The organism is Pseudoalteromonas espejiana DSM 9414 (assembly GCF_002221525.1).
GTDB classification, from domain to species: Bacteria; Pseudomonadota; Gammaproteobacteria; order Enterobacterales; family Alteromonadaceae; genus Pseudoalteromonas; species Pseudoalteromonas espejiana.
In genome coordinates this window covers 722,204-741,969 of sequence record NZ_CP011029.1, presented here as the reverse complement: position 1 = coordinate 741,969, position 19,766 = coordinate 722,204, and the positions used below count along the sequence as shown (strand labels likewise).

Below are 19,766 nucleotides of genomic sequence, written 5' to 3'. Positions count from 1 at the left end.
ATTACAGTCTGTTAAATATAAACAGAAATTATGTGTCATTTGTTAAAGAGTTATTAAAGTTAAATGATTTAGAGAGAGTATGTGTATGAAGTAAATGATGTTTAAGTTAAAAGAGATATAAAAACGCCATTTATATAACCAATATTAAACTACAACTGCGTTTAAAACTGAGGTAGTAAAAAGCCCTGCATATGGCAGGGCTAGGTTGAAACGGCTTATTTTAGTCGTTCGAGGGGTTTAAAACTCATAACTAAAGCTTAAACTCAGCTCTCTAGGCGTTTCTTGAGAACGAATTAACACATCATTTTGTTCTACTTCAAAGTTTTGTCCCAACATATTTTTCACTTTAAGTGTTAATGTAGTATTGAACGTTGGGTAGTAACTATAAACCATGTCTAACGAGTTTAAAGGTTGTTCGTAAGCGTCATCAAAGTTGTTAACACCCGCAGCTAAAATACGGTCACCAAATACGTTATAAATAACTGAAGCTTGGTGCATGCCATCATGCGAATCGTAATTCAATTGTAAGTTGGCAACATACTTTGAGTGGCCAGTCATACGTCGCTTTAGATTAGTAAGGTCGGCGCGCTGCTCTTGTGCAATTTCAACTTCTGAATCACTAAACGTTAAATTACCAGAAGTAAAAAAAGCACCTCCTAATAAATCACTATGCAACTCAGTTAACCATTCAGCTTCTATACCGTAAACATAGGCTGTATCTGCATTGTCAAACTGCAGCGTAAAACGGCCGTCACTTTCGGTTAATAATGCTTCGATTGGGTTATCTATATCTTTATAGAATGCGCCAACTGAGTAGTTATCACCATTGTCCATATAAAATTCGATACGTGCATCAAAGTTATCTAGGTAACTAGATTCTAAGAATGGATTACCAAGCGTTCGATAACCGGTCAACGGATCTTGGAATTGAACAGGGCTTAGCTCACGCAAGTCAGGACGAACAACCGTGCTGCCATAACCAAAACGAACCTGGTACGACTGCTGACTATATGTCATGGATAATGAAGTAAAATACTCATCTTCCATCACACTTGCTTGTTTTATCGCATCTGCACTTAATTTATCGGCCAATAAAGCAGGATCGAATGCTGAGCGAGAAAAAGCGAGAGCAACTTGGCGGAAGTCCTCGTAACGCACACCACCACTTAAACGCCAATCTTGAGCAAAAGTGATATCAAAAGAGCCGTAATAAGCATCAATCATTTGCGCTGCTAAGTAATCATCGGCTGTAGGTTCTTGAAACAATAACTCTACATCCGTTGAATCGATCACAGCATCATTTGCAAAGAAACTACCAATTGACAGCGCTTCTTCTTCACTTTGTGCTAAATCTAAAGACTGTGTTTGGCTAAAACGATAGTTAAAAAAGTCTGTGCGATAATCACGCGTTTTTTCAACAAAATAGCCGCCACCCGCAATTTCAACTTCGGCGTTATCAAAGTAAAAAACTTTGTTAATATTAACGCCCCAGTTTTCTACATCGTCTTCTAGCTCAACAAATCGATACAAATAAGGGTTGCCACCTAAGCTACCATTATAAAAAGTACGTTGATATTCGCCATCGGCGTACTCATCACGCACCGTTACTTCAAGCTCGCCAGGTATACTCGTCGTCGCTGTTGAATCAGTGTACTGCCAATCTACACCAACACCTTCAAGAAAACTCCACTCTAAATTATGCATTCCACGAAGTTGAAGTATTTCAAGTTCCCGTTCTTCAAAAGAGGTTAAGTGGCTTCGCTGTAATTGCCCAGCATCAATGCTTAATGACTTTGAAGGCTCTTGGTAAAGCGCAACAGAAGCTTCATCTTCAGTATCTCGTAGCATCATATAGGTAGCTGTTAAATCATGGCCACCAATTTTATAACCTAAATTTAGAGAGCTATTTAATTTTATATTATGCTTGGTTGATACTTCTTTCTCTGTAGCAGAGTAACAAGTAAAGTCATCTTTTGAACATTCAGATTCAGATGCGTCAACAGATGAAAGTACTGCGCTAAACTTCTCTGCATTAGACCATTCATTTTCATAAGCAACTGATGCTAAAAAACCAAAAGATCCGTCTAGGCCAAATAAGTTATCAAATCGGTCGCCATAAACAGCTTTAATGCCTGCATCAGGGTTTAAGCTTTCTTTTTCTAAACCAAAATCTCTTGGTAGTGCTTTTGATAAACTTTTATTTAAGTCTATTGCAGCTGCTTGACCAATATCAGCCCCCTGACGTCTTGACTCGACATCTCTTATATTTCTGTATGAGATATCAGACAAGCCATTGATATAGGTATTGAGCGCCGTTTTAACGGCTCCTGGTAATGCGCGTGTACCATCATCTTTACCTAACCAGTCGTCACTGCCACCATTGTATGTGTAGCCTTCATCGTTTGTATCTTTATAGCTAGCACCAATCTCAATTTTAAATAAAGTATCACTTGGAATGCTTTTAGTTCTGATATTAACGTCACCACCACCAAAAGCCGCAGGCATATTAGGCGAATAGGCTTTTTGAACAGCTAAAGATTCAATAATACTTGATGGGAAAATATCAAGTGGAATTACATTTCGAGTCAGATCTGGGCTTGGAACAACCGCGCCATTTAAACGCACGCTTGAGTAACGCTCACCTAAACCGCGTACATAAATAAACTTATCGTTAACTAACGATAAGCCTGTAACACGGCGAAGTGCAGAAGCGGCATCGCTATCACCTGTTCTAGATATTTGCTCTGAACCCATTATATCAGCAACAAATGCCTGGTTTTTACGTTCATCAATTACGGCACTAGCACTGCCTTTAAGGCGTGTACCTGTTGCAACAACTTCTTCTATCGCTTCTTCATTGATTATTTCTTGTGCCTGTTCAGCGAAAGAATTAAATGAAGAAAAAAGGGAGAGCAGAGATAACGTTATTAGATTAGTTTTAAACTGCTTTTGATGTTTCATATTTATATCCTCTAAACCTAAAATTCCCTTAAAAAAGGCGCCATAGCGCCTTATAATTAGAGCCGGTCTAGATTAATTACTAGCGCGTTGTAAAGATGCAGCTACAAAATCAGCCCATTCACTTGATTCACCTTCTTTAAGTGCACCAATGTAGCCTGCGTTAGTAAAGAAAGTGTCAACTTCACTCATGTCTTTCGCTGTTGTAGCTACCGCAGCACCTTGTGAATCTGTAATAGTTGCTGCAGTTGAAACACCATCAGCACCAAGCACATTTGCAAAATCAACAAAACCAATCAGTTGGTTATTTTCGCCACCAGTAAACCAGGTATTGATATCAAAGCTTGCTAACGCACCAGTTAAAGGAGTATTTGCGTTTTCAAAATTCTTACCACACGCAAATATTGAACTCATAAATGCGATATCACCGTTGTTTGCATTGGCATGCACACCAGCATCTCCTGATTTATCTTTTTCATTATATAAATCAAAACAGCCAGCACCATCTACAGATGATGAGTTTACAAACAACATGTTAGCTAATTGCGCTTTACCCCATTCTTTCATTTCCATACCGGCACCAGTACGACGCCCTTCAGCACCTTGGTCACCAGTAGTAACAACGGTTGCATTAGCAATAGTTGGGTTAGAAACAGTCGTTACTAAATCTTGTGCGTCTGCAGATAATGGATCAACTTTTGCGCCATCTGTTTCAAAACCATGATTTCCATATTCATTTGAACGGACAAGAATGTACTGTCCATAGCCTTTCCAACCCTCATCCCAGTCAATACCATCATCGCCTGTATCAGTAACAACAATGTGTTTAAGGTTAACGCTTCCACCAAAAAGCTCTATCCCATCATCAAAACCATTATGTACATGCACATAATCAATTATTGTGCCTGAGCCAACAGCATTTAGTGTTAAACCATTTAGCTCATCACCTTCAACACCAAATCCTGCATACTTAATAACAATATGCTTAAGAATACCGCTACTATCTTGCGGGTCATTACCACCGTAATAAGATACAATACCTTCAGCTGAGTGGTTACACATATCTTGTGCCGCTGCTGTCGCTGTACAACGAATAGAATGGCCACGTCCATTTACCTGAACACCACCCCAATCCCCAATTTGAGCGGTTGTTGAATCATCACCATCAACTTCTTTGATACTTGTGAAAATAATTGGCTTATCTACTTCACCAATTGCTTCAATATTTGCTCCGCGTGCAATACGAATAAAACTCTCTGGCTTGGTAAACGCAATGGTAGCGCCTGCTTCAATAGATAATGTTGGGCCATTAACATCAATAGTAGCACCAGTAGATGTGTCTACATCGTCACCTATAAATAAAGCACCTTCAAATACATGAGCACCGCCATCGTCTAGCGCAGGGATAACAAAAGAGCTAGTAATTTCTTTTGCATTACTTGCAAATGCTTGGCTGTATAAACAGTTAACGCCTTCTGCTTCACCTGTAAATGTAGCCCCATCTAATGTGTATGTGGCGCAACTTATTGTATCGCCACCATTATCACCACCTGGGTTAGTCACTGAATTGTCTACACTGTTATCAACTGTTGTAGGTGTAACGTTAATATCACCACCGCCACAACCAGCCAATGTTATTGCTGTAGCCACTAAGCTGATTTTGAATAAGCCAGATAATTTCATTGTTCACTCCGTAAAAGTATTTAATTATTGTGTTAGCGCTTTAAGTAATAACTTAAGTCACTTTAAGGCACGATACTCATGCATTAAGGTCACTTGAGTTATCGAATACGAAGTACAATACGGGAGACTTATGACAAAGTAGTTACAGTTTGATAACCATAAGATGACAATGGTAACCAACTTAAAATCAACGGCTTAAATAGTTTTAACGACGAAAAAAACCGCCCTGAGGCGGTTTTGGTGTTGCGATTATGAAATGGTTTTACACGCGTTACTTTTCAATGAGTAAAGCGCTTTAAAATTTAAAATAAAGCTGTTTTGAGAGTTTCTGCATGCACTTTTTCACGCTTTACATATTTGATCCACTGCTGTGCTAAACGCTGAGATTTTTTATGTTTTTCTGCCTGCTCAAACGCTAAAATTGACGCATCAAAATTTTGCATGTTGTACTGAGCCATACCTAAGGCAACAAATGCATTTGATTCAAAATCAAGACCGCCTTTATCTAGTGCTTTACGTGCAGCATCGGCGGCTTCTTCATATTGCTCTGTGTTAACAAACACTTCTGCTAGGCGTTGTTCGTATTTACCGTGCTCTGATAAATCAGCCGCTTTTGCAAAGTAGGTAATAGATTTTTCATCTTCTTTCGCTTGAATCATTGCCTCGGCTACAAACGCGTAGTTTTTTGCTGTTTTGTCAGCAATACCTTTATCAATAGCTTCGCTCATAACAACTGCAGCTTTAAACGCTAAGCCATTGTATAAATAAACTTGAGCAAGCTGGCGTAAATCAGACTTAGAAGTTACAAAACCTTGTTGATAAGCTGATTCAATCACTGCTAATTGTTGTTTTTCTTTGCCCGTTTCGCCATACATTCCAGCTAGCTGAACCCAATACTCAGGCTTATTATATAGCTTTACCATACGTTCAAGTACAGCGACTACTTTGTCAGTTTGATTAAGTGAGTAGTACATAGCACGTTGTAATACTAGCCAGTTTTCTTTAGGGGTTTTACCTTCGCTGTCACTTAGTGAAATAACTTGAGTAATATACTCCAGCCCTTTTTGGTAATCTTTTAGCTGATAATACGTTTGTGCTCTTAATAAATAGTAACCTTCTGTTTTAGGTTTAGTATTTATTGAATCCCATTTATCTAAAAACGCAATTACCTTTTTATAGTCACTATTGGCCATTGCCAATTGCGCTAAGCTAAATGTAGTGCTTAAACGAAGTGACTCAGGAATGACTTCCTCTGCAACTACTTTTTCAAACGAGGCAATGGCTTTAGGTAGGTCGTTTTCGTTGTAATAAATAAAGCCGTAAAAATTATGCATCATTGCAATTTCGTACGAGTTCATGCTTGAAGCTCGCTCTTCAATGCTATTAAGCGCTTCAAGGCCTGCTTTAACATCGCCATCGTCAGCGAGTTTTTGCGCTCGAGCAAGCTGGCTATAAACCTTTTCACGCAGTGCGGGTACACGCTTTGTTTTTTGCTCTGCATGTGCAGTGGCTACGTTTAGCCCTGGCACTAGGCTTAATGTACTTGGCACAACAACACTTGCACTCAATGCGGCAGTGCAAAATAACGTTATGTTTAAAAATTTAGCTGTAGGTAGTAATTTCATAATCGCCTCGCTATTTAATCCAATTAAGATAAGTTAACCATTAATTTGGAAAGATATTTTGTTTTGAACACCCGCCACTTCAACGGCTTCACCATTTACTACGCGCGGTTTATATTTAAATTTAAGGGCTGCATCCATCGCTGCTCTATCAAATAGTGACTCGGGAACTGCTTTTACAACCTGAGGGTCGCGCACTGTGCCTTGCTTAGTCACTGTAAATTCAACAATCACATAGCCTTCAATACCGCGAGATAACGCACGACGCGGATATACAGGCGCTACTTTAACAATGGGTAGGTATTCGCCGTCGCTTGTTTCAAGCGCTAAGCCGCCTGATAAGTTCACATCGGCATCTACATTGGCGCCAAAGTCGAAATTATTTGCGTTTGCCGCTGTATCACTACTTTGCATTTGTGGTGATTCCATTGGCGGCGGTGGCTCTTTTGGTGTGGGTGGCTTTTGCGGTTTACGTTCTTTTTTTTGTACTGTTTCTTCTTTTTTCAAACGTACAAAATCTAAAACGTTACCTTTTACTGGCTCCGACATAGCACCTTCACCACCGGTGATAAGTGCCTGCATGCCTAAAAACAGCATAAAGGTCACTACACCGGCTACAACTAATGCAACTAAATATCGCAACATAACTAACCCTTACGACGCATCTTGAGCAGCAATAGATACATCAAACGCACCTGCAGCGCGCGACGCATCCATTACCTTAATTAACATATCAGTGGTGGCTTTTTTGTCGGCTTGAATAACCACGCTCCCTTGTGGGTTTTCAGCTTTTAAGCGCTCAATATTCGCTTGCACAGCGCGAACATCAATTTGGCGTTTATTAATCCAAATTTCACCTTTGTCTGAAATCGCAACTAAGATATTTGCACGCTCTTTTTTAACCGCTGTGGCTGCTTCTGGTCGGTTTACATCAATACCAGCTTCTTTTACAAATGATGCAGTAACGATAAAGAAAATAAGCATAATAAATACAACGTCTAACATTGGGGTCATATTAATTTCTTCTGCTTCGTCTTCTTGTAATAGGTTTCCTAACGGGGCTCTCATTTTTATTCTCCTAGGATAAGCGGCGTTAAAGTGAGCCGCTTATCTATATTTATTTAGTGGTCTAAAACCATGTTGTCTTCAAGTAGTTCAACTTCGCGCTTAGCTCTGCGTTGTAAAAACGTAGAGGCAAATACACCCGAAAGTGCGCCAACCATGCCTGCCATAGTAGGAATAGTTGCCTTAGAAACACCTGATGCCATTGAGCGCGCACTACCCGTACCTGTAATTGCCATAACATCAAACACTTCAATCATTCCGGTTACTGTGCCTAATAGACCAAGGAGCGGACAAAGCGCTACCATTACGTTAATTAACGCAAGGTTTGTGTTTAAGCGCATACCCGCACGGGATATCATCGCCTGGCGTATTTGCTCTGCATTCCAGCTATTACGCTCTGCACGGTTTTTCCACTGCGCTTTTACGTTTTGTTTGTAACTACGAAAACCTTTGAAAAAATAAATAAATCGCTCGAGTATCAATAACCACATCGCGAAGATTAACACCCCGATGACCAAGAGAACTTGGCCACCAGTGTCGAGAAAATCACGGATAGCATTGATTGAGTCAATCAATAGCACCATGGTTTATGCTCCCTTCTCGCTTCGCTGTGCGATAATACCTGCGCTTTGCTCCTGAATAGTAAGCAATATATTTTTAGCGCGTGTATTAAGTAGGGTGTATAAAAATACCGTAGGAATAGCCACAACTAAGCCAAGTACCGTTGTTACCAATGCTTGTGAAATACCACCAGCCATTAGTTTAGGGTCACCTGTACCAAACAACGTGATAGCTTGGAAGGTGTTGATCATACCGGTCACTGTACCTAGTAAACCTAGTAGCGGTGCCACCACCGAGATGATTTTAATAAGCGTTAAATTACGCGTTACTTTTGGCATTTCACGTAAAATAGCTTCGCTTAATTTAAGCTCTAGCGTGTCGTGGGCAACATCAGGGAACTGATCTTTTACTTTCATAACGCGGCCTAGTGGGTTGTCATCGCGTGCTACATCATCTTTAAGTTGGCGACGGATTTTTCCACCCATAACCATTAACGAGAAAAAGCGTTCAAATGAGATAAGCAAAGCAATAACACCTACACCTAAAATAACGTAACCAACTGTACCACCTTGGTGTACACGCTCTTGCGTATCTGGCGCTTGCACTAATAAACCTAAAATTGAGCCACCCGTTGGGTCAAGTGCAAACTGCACTACACCGTTTTTAGTGTTTTGTAACTCATCTGCTGTTGCAGTAAAACGTGCTACCGGCTGACGATTTAGCTCGCTTAGCGTATTTGTTACTGGGTTAAATTCTAGGTATTTACCGTTAGAAATTAAGTTAAATGCACCTACACGTACCACTTCTTGCTGTGCTTTTTCACCACCTTGTACAATTACGTCGGTATTAAAGCGGCTTACTTTACCTTGCTCAGTCATTTCACGTTGTAGTTCAAACCACACTTTTTCAATATCTTCGATAGAGGCAAGCTTTGAGGTAGAACCCATTTTTTGAGCCAGCTCATCCATAAATGTACTACGTCCAGCAATCTCGGCTGATACCACAGAGGTTGCAAACTTATTGCTTGAATCCCCTGCTACTTGTTGTAGTACACCAAATAGCTCTTTAAGTGATCCCATACGTTTAGACAATGTATCGGTTAAGTTAGCAAGCTTAATTTCGTTTTCTTCAAACTGAGTTTCTAAACGTTCAGACTCAACAAGCATTTGATTACGCTTTGCTTGTGTGTTTTTAAGCATTTGTACTTGCTCGTTTTGACGAGCTGCAAACTCTTGTTCACGTTGTTTGTTTTGTACGCTTTGTGCAGACTTACCCTCTTCAAGGGTTTTTAAAAGTGAGTCTAAGTCCATAGGCTCTGCCGCTACACTAGTCCCTACAAAGCTAAGGCTTGCAGCAAAAAGGGCTACTTTTGTCATTTGAGTAAACAGTTTCATTTTTAACCTCTTATTCTGCTGCGTGTACTGGCAGAGTTAACATATCTGGGGCAAGTTGCTTACGCGCAATGCGTAAACCTTTATTGATTTGGCTTATTGTAGAATCAGGTAATTCAACAAACGATTTCGTTTCGTTATCCCAGCTGCCAGCCTGTTTGCCATCACGCGTTACATAAATAAGCTCTAAACGGCCAATGCGTAAAAAATCTACTTCGCGTTCTATACCATTTACATCTAATAAAGAGGTATAGGCTTCAATAGTACGTCCATAATCAACCTCAACTTGGTAAGCTTCTAATACACGGCGAAATTTTTCGCTTGAGTTAATATCTGCACGGTCCATCATGGCGTTTAAAGAGGCAATACGCTTAGTACGTTCTTCTTGCAAAAATGGGATATCTAGTTGTACAAATTGCTCAAGGCCTTCAATCATACGTAGCATTAATGGTGTTATTTGACGCTCGATAATAGACACCTGATCCATTGAAAGATTAAGTGATTCCATTTCTTCAATTTGGTTGTTTAACTGTTTAGTTAATTGTGCGTTATAAACCGCTAAACCATCAATTTCTTTGTTAAGCGTTTTAAACTGTTGAAGACGTCCTTGCATTGAATCAGCAATCTTGTCTATTTTTATTTGTGATTGCGCAGCTGACTTATTTATTTCGCTGCTTTTATCGATAACCTTATCTAAATCGTTTGCGTGTACAGCAGCACTTGCAGCCACAATACCAGCTAAGATCAATGGTTTAACGCCTTTCATCGCATACACCTTTACTCGTTAATTAGCGGATTTGCTAGTTTGTTTTTTAGCTTTAATTGTTCAATGCAAACAATTTAAAGACTAAAGATTTTCAATGAGCGAAATTGTATATGCGAATAATGACAAGCATGTTGCGCAAAAAAGTCTCTTTTGTTACACCTGTAACATTTAAGACTTAAAGCGCATTTTTAATTCAAAAGCGTCTATTAAAGAGACAAATAGACGTAAATAGGATGAGATTTAGCCGAGGGCGTGTTGACCTTTCGTGATTGATTTTGCAGCAGCATGTTTGGTTTTTAGGCAAGGCGGAGCCTATGTAGTGTGGTTATTCCCCATGAATAGGCGATAACGCAGCATAAATACCAAACATGCGCTGCCCTTTGGGTTCTTTCTAGGAACGATTAACTCTTTGTTGCCTACATGGATGTAGGTAAGGGGCGTGAGCAGGACGCGGAAGCTTTGCTCGGTTTTTACTTAGTCCACTAGGTTACAAACCTCGCGCCGCGATTTAATCGCCCCTAGATTGAACAAATTTCACTCAACAAAGATCAACACGCCCTAATATAGACTTAATTTTATTAATTGTTTGCTGATGATCTGTGTAGTTTATTTCAATAGGGATGGCTGTATCGTTGGTTATTAACACCAAAGATGGAAAACCACGAATAGGCAAGCTACGCGTAAAGGCAAGCTCGTCGGTTAACTGATTATTTAACGACTGAGACGTGAGATCATCTGTAAACTTTTGTTTATCAAGGCCTATAGTGTCTGCCAGAGCAATAAGCGTGGTTTCATCCGATGGATTTTGTGCATTTAGATAATAAGCATGCTGAATGGCCTCTATCATTTGCGGCTCTTTGTTATGTGCTCTTGCAATAAGCGCAGCCCTACAAGCAGGGTATGTTGAGCGCCTTGGCTCACATTGCTGCCAAAAGTCGTAGTTAAAGCGCGTGCCTAGCATCGCGTTAATTTTCTCCCATGTACCTTTTAGCATATCGCGCATGGCTAAAGGCATTGGCTCTTGGCTATCGGGGGCAAGCCCGCCTACTCTGTACTCTATTTCAAGAATTGGCTGTAATTCACTTTTTAGCTTTAACCAGGTTGGCTTATATCCCCAGCACCAGCTACACATTGGGTCGTGTACATAAATGAGTTTATTTTGAGTCATAGTGTTCCTTAACTGTACTTTGATACAACCTTATTGCGGCCCAGCTCTTTTGCTTTGTATAAATTCTCGTCAGCTTGTTTAAGCGCTTGGCTGTAATCATCAATATTATTAACTTGTGCAACGCCGATGCTGCAAGTAATAAACACCCGCTTATTGTCGTTGGTTAAAATAGCTTGTTTAGCAACACATTGGCGAAAATCATCCGCTATTTTAGTTGCTGCTTGGGCTGTTTCTTTTGGTAAAATAACCACAAACTCTTCGCCGCCATAACGCGCTTTAACACACGACATTGGAAATTGAGAATCTAACAATTTGGTAAATTCAATTAAAACAGTATCACCAAAGTCGTGCCCATACGTATCGTTTAAGCGTTTAAAATAATCTAAATCGAGTAATAAAACTGAAAAGGGTAAATAGTTTTCAGGCGTTTTAGCTGCTAATTTTAAAAAGTGAGCTGTTATAAAACGCCTATTCGCGCCTCCCGTAAGCTGATCTGTGTAGGCATCTTGAGTTTGCGAAAGCGTTATGTCAGCAATCGCCATATGGCTTTTGTACCTAAAGTACTCGCCTATAAATGAAAAAATAAACACCAAGGTAAAGGATGCTAAAAAGCGTGACTTTTCAACACCTCCGTATTCTACTTGCCCAAAGTCTGGTCCGTATAAAATAAAAGTACAACAAACCAATAAACTCGCACCAAGCAAAGCGCCGCGGCTCACACCAAGCGATGCAAAACACACTACAGGGTAGAACATCAACCAGTAAAGAGCTGTGTTTTCTTTACCTCCTGTATAGGTAAGCGCTACGCACATAATAAACACAATACCCATGCTAATTAGTGCTACCACTTCAAGTTTTGCTGTTTTTATAAAATAAACAGTGCCCATAATAATAGTAATATTGACGGCAATTAACGACATAGTAAGAATAGGCGAATACACATCGTAGTTAGACACTACCAACATGGTTATAACGATAATAGCGATTGCTATCATCGTGAATAATGAAAAAGCTTGGCGCTGTTTATCTGAGCTGTAAACTTTATCTATATTAATTAGGCTAAGCCAACTTTGCGACGCAGCAGATTTTTTAGGCATTATTTATACCTTAAACTTTTGGACCATATGTTCTAAATCACTAAATTGTTGTTTTAGTTTAGTGCATTCGTTAAGGGTGCTTTGTAAGTTATTTTGACCCTGAAGCGATAGCTCACTCATACTTTTAATATCACAATGTAGTGACTTAACCATGTCGTTTTGTTCAACCGTTGCATCTGCCACACTATGGTTAGCACCATTAATTTGTTTAATCGACTCAATAATTTGTCCCATAAGATGGCTAACAGCCTCGGCTTGTTCAACACTTTTTTCACTATCTTGCAGGCTGGTTTTCATCAACTCAACCGCATGGTTTGAACCTTTTTGCAGTTGACTTACGGTATCTTCTATTTCTTGCGTTGATTGCTTAGTGCGATGTGCTAATTGGCGTACTTCGTCGGCTACTACCGCAAAACCACGACCGGCTTCGCCCGCTCTTGCAGCTTCAATAGCGGCATTCAAAGCAAGTAAATTTGTTTGTTCGCTCACTCCTTTTATAACCTCTAAAACTTGACCAATACTGACTGTATGCGCGTTTAGGCTATTAATTGTTTGTTGAGCTTGCTCCATATTATCTGAAAGCTGATGAATACTATTAACGCTTTGATTTAACGTTTGTTGGTTTTGGGTAGAGTGCTGATCAGCGTTTTTTGCAATTTCTGAGGCTTCACTGGCATTATTAGCAATTGATGTTGCTGTATGAGAAAAGTTATTAACCGCCAAAGCCACACTATCAGTACGCTTTGTTTGGTCGTCATACATAGCAAGTGATGCGTGCGTTTGTGTTACTACACTTGCAATAACGATATCGAGCTGCGTTGTGGTTATTTTTACTTGCTCAATAGAGCGCTGTATTTTTTCTATAAAAATGTTAAATGAATGACTCAGCTGTCCAAATTCATCGTTGTTTTCAACCTCAAGGCGCTTAGTTAAGTCTCCTTCACCTTGCGCTATATCTTCAATAGCATCATTTAAACGCAGCATTGGTTGCATTAGAAAACGTAATAAAAATTGCATCAACACAACAATAGCTACAATACCTAACACCATGTATATGGCAGCTGTAGTCCCAAAGCGCGATACACTTGCAAAGGCTTGCTCTTGGTTGATCACAACCCCTAAATACCAATCTACATTATCTATGCCACGTATTTTTGTAAAAGAGACTAATTGCGACTCTCCATCAAATTCATATTGGGTAAACTCACTATTTAAAGGTGTACGTTTTCCAAATAAATCGGTGGTTGTTTTTAAGTTTAACTTGCTGTTTGGGTGACTTAACACTTGGCCATTATTATCAAGTAAAAAACCGTAACCTAACCCTAAAAAGTCAATGTCGTTAATTATTTTACTCACCGTTTGCATGTCTATATCAGCACCGGCTACGCCACTAAAAACGCCATTAGATTGAATAGGCACTACAGCAGAGATGGTCAGTTCATTGGTGGTTACATCAATGTATGGCGTGGTAAAGGCTGTGGTTGATTTGTTTTCAACTAACTTATACCAAGGGCGAGATGTGGCGTCAAAATCAGCAGGGAGCAAAACGCTCTGATCATTTAATATAAACACGCCACTGGGTTTACCAATGTAAGTATTTTTAAAATCACCGGCAAACTCTGCAGTATTAAGCTGAGAGAGTGTTAATTGTTTGGCATCGTTTGCTTGGTGGGTATGAGCTATTGATTTTACAATTGCAAGCTTTGCATTTAACCAGCTTGCTATATTTTGAGAAACTGACTCTGAATTTTGCTTTAATACTAAATCTAGCTGTTGCTGCGTTTGGTTACGCATAGCGATATAGTTATTAATAGTAAACAAACCCAACACCATAACTAATACTACAGATGCGGCAATAGTAACTTTAGAGGTAAATTTAAGAGAGTTAATCATAGCTACCCTTTTTATTATTATTTATTAGTTACTGTTTTAGCAAAAATTTATAGTTATGTCGTTGTAATTGCGAGTTTAAGAGAAGATTAAAGTAAAAAACAGTAATAAAGCATTAACTTAGTAACTAATAAATATAACTGGTAGTTAAGTGGCAAGTTGAAGATTAATTAAAACAAATTAATGGAACGTTCCTATTGATTTTGATAAAAAAGCGACTGAATACGTATTCAGTCGCTTCGTGTTTATACGTTTGTTACCACTTTTTAGCGAGGCGAACAACGTTTAAACCGTACCATGCTATAAACACATAACATAGTAGCGGTACAAAAAAGCTTAGTTGAATATTAACTACATCTGCAATGTAACCTTGCAGTAGCGGCACTAACGCACCACCGACAATAGCTAAACATAACCAGCCTGAACCTTTACTTGTTAAAGAGCCAAGCTTTTCAATTGCAACAGAAAAAATAGTCGGAAACATAATAGAGTTAAATAACCCTATCGCAAGCACAGCATACAAAGCCACATTACCTTGGGTAAAAATGGTAACCTGTAGCAATGCAATAACCATAACCGCATTAAACGCCAGCGCTTTAGACGGCGCTATTTTTTGTAATAAAGCGGATCCAATAAAACGCCCTACCATAGCCCCACCCCAGTAATAACTAATAAGGGCAGCTGCTGCATGCTCTTCAAGCCCGGCTATGTGTGCTTCACCAAAAAAGTTAACTAAAAAACTACCAATTGCAACTTCGCCGCCAACATAACAAAATATTGCTACAACACCCATTGTTAAATGAGGTGCTTGAGTAAGCGAGCGAGACTCGTTTACAGGGTTGTTTTCTTCTTTGTGGCTCTCTATATCAGGGAGTTTTACAAAGGCAAAAACAATCGCGATTACAAGTAGTGCAACAGCTAACATTAAGTAAGGCACTTTAACCGACTCAGCGCTTGCAGCACTGGCTGCGAGTGTACCGGCTGTACCAAAAAATAATATACCGCCTACATAAGGGCCAACAGTTGTACCAAGCGCATTAAGTGCTTGTGCTAGGTTAAGCCTAGACGATGCTGTTTTTTCAGGACCTAAAGCGGCCACATAAGGGTTTGCAGAAACTTGTAAAACGGTTACGCCCGAGGCTAAAACAAATAGCGCTCCTAAAAACAACCAATATTCGTGCACTACAACCGCTGGGTAAAACAACATACAGCCGATTGATGCTATTACCAGCCCAGTTAAAATTCCTTTTTTGTAGCCTAGTTGTTTAACTAAAATTCCAGCCGGAATAGAGACAATAAAGTAGGCACCAAAAAAGCAAAACTGAACAAGCATTGCTTCAAAGTAAGATAGGTCAAAAACGCCCTTTAAACGGGGAATTAGCACGTCGTTTAAAACGGTAATAAAGCCCCATAAAAAGAACAGTGTGGTCATTGCAGTCAGTGGTAACAGGTAATTTTTATTTTGTTGCTCTTTGACCGCAAATGATTGATTAGTATTTATTTCACTCACGTCATTTTCACTCCATTAACAAGTTGGAAATGATTCTACACGTTTGAAGTGAAATATAAGCACTAAATTTTTGGAACGTTACAATTAACCACACTCATTTAGTAAGGTGTTTTTAAGCCTAAGCGTTTCTCCGCTATTTTTAAATTTGTATAACGCTGTGTTTATATCTTCTAAAATACCAAGCCAATCTGTTGTGCTTTTACTAATAGCAAAATATAAGGGGTTATATTGAATAGCGGTTGTTTCGGGCTCTATAGCGCTGAGTAAAGACTGTTTTGCACTATCAGATAGGTTTGAGTATTTTACTGAGTAAATTAAAACGCTCGGATCGCCAATAATTAAATCTACCCGCTTTGCTGCTAGTAGCTTAACAAGCTGTAAATCGTCTACGGCATTAATAATAATAAATTCGTCGTTATCCATCATGGCATCAAACTCTGGGGTGTTTTGATACCCCCTTACTACACCAATACGCGAACCTTTAAGTGACTTTAAATTACCATTGAATCTGTCGGGCTCGCCTTTGCGTTTTAAAAAGCCGATATTACCGCCCTCAAATGCATTTGATAGCCCTAATAATTTACGACGCGTTTGGTTTGGTACGTAGTCAGAAGGCGCTGTATCTTCGATATAATATTCTGGCATTAAAATGTCAGCTTTACCTAATTCAACGGCACGCACAGCCCTTGCCCACGGAACAAATTCGATATAAACGCTATACCCTGCACTATTAAAAATTGCAGCGCTAAATTGATACACCCAGCCTTTATTACACAGCTTGTTGCCTATATAAGGCGGCCAATCTTCGGTAACAACGTGAATAGTTTTAGTGCTGTTAGGGGCGCTAAATAAATAACCCGATTTATAGCGCTCACCTATTACAGTGTGGGATGTGTCGCCTTGCATATAAGTCACAGGGACCTGAGCAAAACAAAAAGGTGAAAATAAAAACAAAATTAAAAGTACGCGCATAATTACACTTTATTTAGGGTATGTCCCTAAAGTGTAGAACTAAGTACGTAAAGTAAAAGAAATTTTAGCGAACATTTTAGCTTTGCTCGTTTATGCTTTATCCCACTTCATTTTGTTATTGGTGTCGCGGGAACTAATAATGGTTGAATCACTGCTCTCTACGCCGCCAAGCTTAGCTAAACGGTCATACAGTACAACATTACAAGTAGCAGCCAGGTTCATACACCCTATTGTTGGTACATACACTACTTCATCACACCATTTTAAAACATCTTTTGGGATAGAGCCGTCTTCAGGGCCAAATACATAAAAAGCATTTTCTGGGTGTTTAAAGTCAGGCAAAGGCGTCGCGCCTTCAATTAGCTCAATAATTACGACAGTTGCACCTTCGGGTTTAACGTTTTGCAGATTATCAGCGCCAATTAAGGGAATTCGCTCAACAACGTTTTTAGTATCAGTATGAAACTTTTTAGCATTTAAATAACGGCTACCGGTAAAGAACACTTGCTTTGCATCGTAGCAACCCGCGGCACGCAAAACACCGCCTACATTTGTGGGGCTTTTAGGGTTTATTAGGCCTATGGTCGCTTTAAAATCGCTCATTAATCGCAATCCTTAGTAGGCCACTCAGCTATGTATAAATCGAAGTCATCAAGCTTTACGTCACAGTCTTTTACTGTTTTATCTTTAACAGATATACCTAGCTCATGCATTTGTGATTTTTCGCCATTATTTAATAGCGGGTGCCACGACGCTAAACCACGGCCTTCGTGTAATCGGCGATAGCTACAGCTTTGCGGCATAAAAAAGATATCTTTAAGGTTGGCTTTGGTAAGCTTTACGCACGATGGCACCAAAGTTTGGCGATTTTCGTATTCGCTACAACCACAGGTGTTGTTATCAAGATATTGGCAAACAATATTTGTAAAAATGAGTTCTTCACCTTCACGTAATTGATCGGTAGCGGTAAATTCGTCTTCGTCTTCGCTATCAATAAAGGTGTTTAAACAACACTTTCCGCACCCATCACAAATAGCTTCCCATTCGTTTTGGTTCATGTCCCTGAGACTTTTTTTAAGCCAAAACTGTGTATTTGCTAATTCTTGATCAAACATAATTTACTCGCGCCCCTAAAGAGCGCGCATTCTAACGTATTGCAGCTATACGCGCAAAGCCCGCGCCTTTATTAATACGGGCTTTCGCGTTTTTTATTGTTACTGCGTGGCAACCCAACGTTTAATTTTTTCCTCTAAAATTGGCATAGGTAACGCACCATCAATCAAAATTTGAGTGTGGAACGCTTTAATATCAAACTTATCGCCTAACTCTTTTTTAGCGTAGTCGCGCAGCTGTTTAATTTTAAACTCCCCCAACTTGTACGATAGGGCTTGGCCAGGCCATGCAATATAACGCTCAACCTCAGCAATTACATCGCTTTTAGCCATTGATGAGTTAGCCAACATGTAATCAATCCCTTGCTGGCGAGTCCAACCTTTTGCATGAAAGCCAGTATCGAGCACTAAACGCATCGCTCTTAGTTGTTCATCGGCTAAACGCCCGTACCACATGTAAGGGTCGGTAAATAAGCCAAGCTCTTTACCTAGGCTTTCTGCATATAATGCCCAACCCTCTGCAAATACGGTATAACCGCCAAACTTTCTAAAATCAGGTAAGCCTTCAATTTCTTGCTGTAAGGCAATTTGAAAATGATGCCCTGGAGCTGCTTCATGAATAGAGAGTGTTTCAAGTAAAAACTTTGGCTGTGCTTTTAAATTAAACGTGTTGATGTAAAAAACACCCGGGCGAGAACCATCAGGTGCAGGGGCTGCATAAGACGCACCCGCAGCAGATTGCGCTCTGTATGCTTCAACCGCTTTTACTACGTATGGCGCTTTAGGCGCAATATCAAATAATAATGGAACGCGCGAATCTATTTTTTGTTTAACGTTTTCATAAGCCGCTATTAGCTCTTGTGGTGTATTGTAATAAAACTCGTCTGAGTCACGTAAGTGATCAAAAAACTCAGCCAATGAACCACTAAACCCAACATCTTGTTTTACTTTTTTCATTTCATCTAAAATACGCGACACTTCACTTAAGCCAATGGCGTGTATTTCATCTGCTGATAAGCTCAACGTGGTATTTTTTTTAATTTGGTATTCATACCAGGCTTTGCCATTTGGTAAATCACTATAACCAACTGTTGTACGACTATTAGGAATATACTCATTGGCTAAAAAGTCACTCATACTTTTATAGGCCGGTACTAATTGCGTCATAATAAGTGAGCGGTACTGTGCTGTGATCTTCTCTTTTTGCTTTGAAGTAAATGATTCAGGGAAGTTTTTAATCGGCCCCCAAAATAAAGAGTCTTCAGCACGTTTAACAACATGCGCTGCAAATTGCGGCTGTAATTTTTTAGCTAAAGGTTTTGGTAATGAAATACCTTGCTTTAAACCTTCCCCCATTGAGCGTTGAACACTTGCAAGCCACGCTACAAAACCTTCGCTGCGCTTTATAAAGTTACTATAGTCTTCGGTGGTATCAAATGGCTGTGCGCTTTGCCCTGAGCCAAAACCTGCAAAGGTATTATGCGAGCCTGCCATTTGGTTTATTGGCAACATGTAGGTTGGAAATTGCATACCTTCAAGTTTAAGTGCTAAATCGCGATTTAATATCTCGTAGCTTAAAAGTGCCTGACCCGTTAATTGTGATTTATCAATAAAGGCAAGGCGCTGCTGATACTTTTTATAAAAAGAGGCTTTTTTAGCACGATTTTTAGATGAAATCTCTGGGGTAAACTTATCGTTAAATTCACTACGGCCACTATATGTTGCGTTTATTGGCTTAAACGTAAGAGATTCATTGTAATATTGGGCTACAAGCACATCGAGCTGCTGCTCATTAGAGAGCTCTGAAACAATAGCTGTTTTTGCGCTGGTGGTGTTTGACTGTACGTTAGTGCTCGCGTTTTCGCTTGCACCATTGCTAATACAGCCACTTAAGGCAAACATAACACCGCTGGCAACTAAGGCTAATTTAATAGATTTCATGGTATTCCTTTTTTGTGACGATTTTTAATT

General features: G+C 39.6%; 16 protein-coding genes. All 16 read right to left on the bottom strand.

The annotated features are described in order from the left end of the window. Positions 1-237: 237 nt before the first annotated feature. The 16 genes from PESP_RS20180 to PESP_RS20105 all read right to left on the bottom strand — a co-directional run bounded on the left by PESP_RS20180 (position 238) and on the right by PESP_RS20105 (position 19,736). A complete protein-coding gene (locus PESP_RS20180) occupies positions 238-2,961 on the bottom strand; it encodes a TonB-dependent receptor domain-containing protein (RefSeq protein ID WP_089349788.1) in 2,724 nt (907 codons plus the stop codon). A 72-nt stretch (positions 2,962-3,033) separates the two neighbouring features. Continuing rightward, the gene (locus tag PESP_RS20175) at positions 3,034-4,641 is read right to left on the bottom strand and encodes a hypothetical protein (RefSeq protein ID WP_089349787.1); all 1,608 of its coding nucleotides are present in this window, start codon (positions 4,639-4,641) and stop codon (positions 3,034-3,036) included. A 302-nt stretch (positions 4,642-4,943) separates the two neighbouring features. Beyond that, positions 4,944-6,266 carry a tetratricopeptide repeat protein gene (locus PESP_RS20170; protein ID WP_089349786.1) on the bottom strand — a complete coding sequence of 441 codons (1,323 nt, stop codon included), beginning with the start codon at positions 6,264-6,266 and terminating at the stop codon, positions 4,944-4,946. 33 nt (positions 6,267-6,299) lie between these two features. Further along, the gene (locus PESP_RS20165; RefSeq protein WP_174694409.1) at positions 6,300-6,905 is read right to left on the bottom strand and encodes an energy transducer TonB; all 606 of its coding nucleotides are present in this window, start codon (positions 6,903-6,905) and stop codon (positions 6,300-6,302) included. A gap of 12 nt (positions 6,906-6,917) precedes the next feature. After that, a complete protein-coding gene (locus PESP_RS20160; protein ID WP_058550327.1) occupies positions 6,918-7,331 on the bottom strand; it encodes an ExbD/TolR family protein in 414 nt (137 codons plus the stop codon). Positions 7,332-7,384: 53 nt separating this feature from the next. Further along, entirely contained in the window at positions 7,385-7,912 is a 528-nt protein-coding gene (locus tag PESP_RS20155; RefSeq protein ID WP_089349784.1) for a MotA/TolQ/ExbB proton channel family protein, read from the bottom strand. Between the two features lie 3 nt (positions 7,913-7,915). Continuing rightward, positions 7,916-9,283 (bottom strand): MotA/TolQ/ExbB proton channel family protein, encoded by a 1,368-nt coding sequence (locus PESP_RS20150; protein WP_089349783.1) that lies wholly within the window; start codon positions 9,281-9,283, stop codon positions 7,916-7,918. A 10-nt stretch (positions 9,284-9,293) separates the two neighbouring features. Beyond that, positions 9,294-10,046, bottom strand: a complete 753-nt coding sequence (locus PESP_RS20145) for a DUF3450 domain-containing protein (RefSeq protein WP_089349782.1) — start codon at positions 10,044-10,046, stop codon at positions 9,294-9,296. A gap of 538 nt (positions 10,047-10,584) precedes the next feature. Beyond that, the gene (locus PESP_RS20140) at positions 10,585-11,214 is read right to left on the bottom strand and encodes a DsbA family protein (RefSeq protein WP_089349781.1); all 630 of its coding nucleotides are present in this window, start codon (positions 11,212-11,214) and stop codon (positions 10,585-10,587) included. Between the two features lie 8 nt (positions 11,215-11,222). Beyond that, positions 11,223-12,311: a GGDEF domain-containing protein gene (locus PESP_RS20135; protein WP_089349780.1), complete on the bottom strand. Its 1,089-nt coding sequence runs from the start codon at positions 12,309-12,311 to the stop codon at positions 11,223-11,225. A 3-nt stretch (positions 12,312-12,314) separates the two neighbouring features. Next, positions 12,315-14,204 carry a methyl-accepting chemotaxis protein gene (locus PESP_RS20130; RefSeq protein ID WP_089349779.1) on the bottom strand — a complete coding sequence of 630 codons (1,890 nt, stop codon included), beginning with the start codon at positions 14,202-14,204 and terminating at the stop codon, positions 12,315-12,317. A gap of 253 nt (positions 14,205-14,457) precedes the next feature. Next, on the bottom strand, positions 14,458-15,711 hold the full coding sequence (gene fucP / locus PESP_RS20125; protein WP_089349778.1) for an L-fucose:H+ symporter permease: 1,254 nt from the start codon (positions 15,709-15,711) through the stop codon (positions 14,458-14,460). Between the two features lie 84 nt (positions 15,712-15,795). Then, on the bottom strand, positions 15,796-16,683 hold the full coding sequence (locus PESP_RS20120) for a substrate-binding periplasmic protein (protein WP_089349777.1): 888 nt from the start codon (positions 16,681-16,683) through the stop codon (positions 15,796-15,798). A gap of 90 nt (positions 16,684-16,773) precedes the next feature. Next, positions 16,774-17,286 carry an RNA methyltransferase gene (locus PESP_RS20115; RefSeq protein ID WP_089349776.1) on the bottom strand — a complete coding sequence of 171 codons (513 nt, stop codon included), beginning with the start codon at positions 17,284-17,286 and terminating at the stop codon, positions 16,774-16,776. Continuing rightward, positions 17,286-17,798, bottom strand: coding sequence for a YcgN family cysteine cluster protein (locus PESP_RS20110; protein ID WP_089349775.1), 513 nt, complete (start codon positions 17,796-17,798; stop codon positions 17,286-17,288). The genes PESP_RS20115 and PESP_RS20110 overlap by 1 nt, the downstream gene beginning before the upstream one ends. A gap of 99 nt (positions 17,799-17,897) precedes the next feature. Further along, positions 17,898-19,736 carry a DUF885 domain-containing protein gene (locus PESP_RS20105; RefSeq protein WP_089349774.1) on the bottom strand — a complete coding sequence of 613 codons (1,839 nt, stop codon included), beginning with the start codon at positions 19,734-19,736 and terminating at the stop codon, positions 17,898-17,900. Positions 19,737-19,766: the final 30 nt, after the last annotated feature.

Excerpts from the sequence above, each read along its gene's own strand:
- PESP_RS20180 (WP_089349788.1), bottom strand. The coding sequence starts at position 2,961 with ATGAAACATCAAAAGCAGTTTAAAACTAATCTAATAACGTTATCTCTG.
- PESP_RS20175 (WP_089349787.1), bottom strand. The coding sequence starts at position 4,641 with ATGAAATTATCTGGCTTATTCAAAATCAGCTTAGTGGCTACAGCAATA.
- PESP_RS20170 (WP_089349786.1), bottom strand. The coding sequence starts at position 6,266 with ATGAAATTACTACCTACAGCTAAATTTTTAAACATAACGTTATTTTGC.
- PESP_RS20160 (WP_058550327.1), bottom strand. The coding sequence starts at position 7,331 with ATGAGAGCCCCGTTAGGAAACCTATTACAAGAAGACGAAGCAGAAGAA.
- PESP_RS20155 (WP_089349784.1), bottom strand. The coding sequence starts at position 7,912 with ATGGTGCTATTGATTGACTCAATCAATGCTATCCGTGATTTTCTCGAC.
- PESP_RS20150 (WP_089349783.1), bottom strand. The coding sequence starts at position 9,283 with ATGAAACTGTTTACTCAAATGACAAAAGTAGCCCTTTTTGCTGCAAGC.
- PESP_RS20145 (WP_089349782.1), bottom strand. The coding sequence starts at position 10,046 with ATGAAAGGCGTTAAACCATTGATCTTAGCTGGTATTGTGGCTGCAAGT.
- PESP_RS20140 (WP_089349781.1), bottom strand. The coding sequence starts at position 11,214 with ATGACTCAAAATAAACTCATTTATGTACACGACCCAATGTGTAGCTGG.
- PESP_RS20135 (WP_089349780.1), bottom strand. The coding sequence starts at position 12,311 with ATGCCTAAAAAATCTGCTGCGTCGCAAAGTTGGCTTAGCCTAATTAAT.
- PESP_RS20130 (WP_089349779.1), bottom strand. The coding sequence starts at position 14,204 with ATGATTAACTCTCTTAAATTTACCTCTAAAGTTACTATTGCCGCATCT.
- PESP_RS20120 (WP_089349777.1), bottom strand. The coding sequence starts at position 16,683 with ATGCGCGTACTTTTAATTTTGTTTTTATTTTCACCTTTTTGTTTTGCT.
- PESP_RS20115 (WP_089349776.1), bottom strand. The coding sequence starts at position 17,286 with ATGAGCGATTTTAAAGCGACCATAGGCCTAATAAACCCTAAAAGCCCC.
- PESP_RS20110 (WP_089349775.1), bottom strand. The coding sequence starts at position 17,798 with ATGTTTGATCAAGAATTAGCAAATACACAGTTTTGGCTTAAAAAAAGT.
- PESP_RS20105 (WP_089349774.1), bottom strand. The coding sequence starts at position 19,736 with ATGAAATCTATTAAATTAGCCTTAGTTGCCAGCGGTGTTATGTTTGCC.